The organism is Pseudomonas sp. (genome assembly GCF_050739995.1).
Classification (GTDB): Bacteria; Pseudomonadota; Gammaproteobacteria; order Pseudomonadales; family Pseudomonadaceae; genus Aquipseudomonas.
The window spans coordinates 1-1563 of the sequence record NZ_JBOICG010000524.1 but is presented as its reverse complement, the minus strand read 5'-3'; the positions used below and the strand labels follow the sequence as shown (position 1 = coordinate 1563).

Genomic DNA, 1563 nt, shown 5'->3' with positions numbered 1-1563 from the left:
CACGCGTCAACTGTACTGCTGTAGCGCCATCTTTTGCTTCTGCCACCACTTCATAGTGTTCCTGCTTCAAGATCATTCTGACAGTCGAGAGAATGAAGGAGTGATCATCCGCAATCACGGCTTTAAGCATGGTTAACCTCGGGTAATAGGAGTGATGACGCTGAGTCGAAAAGAGTGCAGCCCTACACTCAAAAACGCTTGGCACCGATCTACGGTGGTTAGCATATATGAGCTTGTGCAAGACTGCGCGGGTACTGATTTACTTGGGACTAAAGATCATTAGTCATCTTTCTGGCCCGCCATGAAAGGCGCCTGGAGCCACGACAGCAGTTCATGCGACGACATCGGCTGCGCACAGTAAAAACCTTGCCCCTGTTCGCATCCCATCCTGATCAGCGCCTGGCATTCTTTCTGATCACTGACCCCTTCAATCACCAGCGCCATGTTTAATGAGCGGGCCAACGCGATGGTGCTGGTGATAACGGCTTGGCTGCCAGGCTCTTGAATCTTTCGAACAAACTCACCGTCGAGTTTGATCTCCGTGAAGGGCAAATGGCAGAGTTGTTTGAGCGAGGAAAATCCCACGCCAAAGTCATCGATCGACAAGCCGCAACCCATGACCCGCAACCGCAACAAACTTTCCTGGATTTTTGGTCCGATCTCCAACAACTCGTTCTCTGCCAGCTCAAACGTCAGGTCCGTACCTGATAGTTGATACTGACCCAATGCGCGACGAATATGGTCGATCAGCCCTGCTTCCAGCAATTGCGAGGCATGCAGGTTAAACGACAGTTCCAGCGAATGCCCCTCTCGACGCAACATGCCCAACAGGCTCAGGCCCTGCACGAGCAGTTGCTTGAACATCTCATCGATCAAATCGTACGCCAGCACCGCCGCCAAAAAATCCTTGGGGAGCAGCAAGCCCTTTGAAGGGTGCTGCCATCGCGCCAAGACTTCCGCCCCGTCGACTTGACCGCTTGCCAACAAGAATTTGGGCTGAAAAAACGCACGAAACTCACCCAGGGCAAGCCCGCGACGAAGGTCTTGCTCATCGGGCAGCGTGCTCGTCACCAGCGGATAAGCCGTCGTGGCCGGGGCGCGGCGCTGGTAGCGCTGCAAGAGCGTGTGCAACGCCTTTACCTCTATGGGTGTACTCAAGGTACCCAACAGCTCAAGGCCCGAAAACGAGACCATTTGCTCAATCGCCCGCTGCAGCTGCGGTTGGAAGTCACAATAAAGAATGACCGCCTGGATAATTGACAGCTGGCCTGCATAATTCAAAAAATCAAGGCAATCCATTCCATGATGCGCCAGATCACACAGGGCGATATCGATCCCGCCCTGTCGTTGCATCAAGGCCAAGGCCTGCTCGCCACTGCTGGCCTGCAAGACTTCAGCAACTCCCAGTTGCTGTAAAGCCGAGACCACCGCACTACGCTGAACAGCCTGTTGTTCTAAAACCAGAATACGCAGTGAGATCATTGTTCGCCTGCCACTACCATGGAGCTAAGAGGCGATAGTGTGCAGGCTAATATCCCATTGATGAGTCGGGCCGTTCTCAGG

Annotated in this window: 1 protein-coding gene; it reads right to left on the bottom strand. The window is 53.7% G+C overall.

The genetic code is table 11. From position 1 onward, the window contains the following. Positions 1-279: 279 nt before the first annotated feature. Positions 280-1482 (bottom strand): EAL domain-containing response regulator, encoded by a 1203-nt coding sequence (locus ACRESD_RS17120; RefSeq protein WP_431752002.1) that lies wholly within the window; start codon positions 1480-1482, stop codon positions 280-282. Positions 1483-1563: the final 81 nt, after the last annotated feature.

What these genes read in the sequence shown, in the direction of transcription:
- ACRESD_RS17120 (WP_431752002.1), bottom strand. Translation starts at nt 1,482, where the DNA reads ATGATCTCACTGCGTATTCTGGTTTTAGAACAACAGGCTGTTCAGCGT.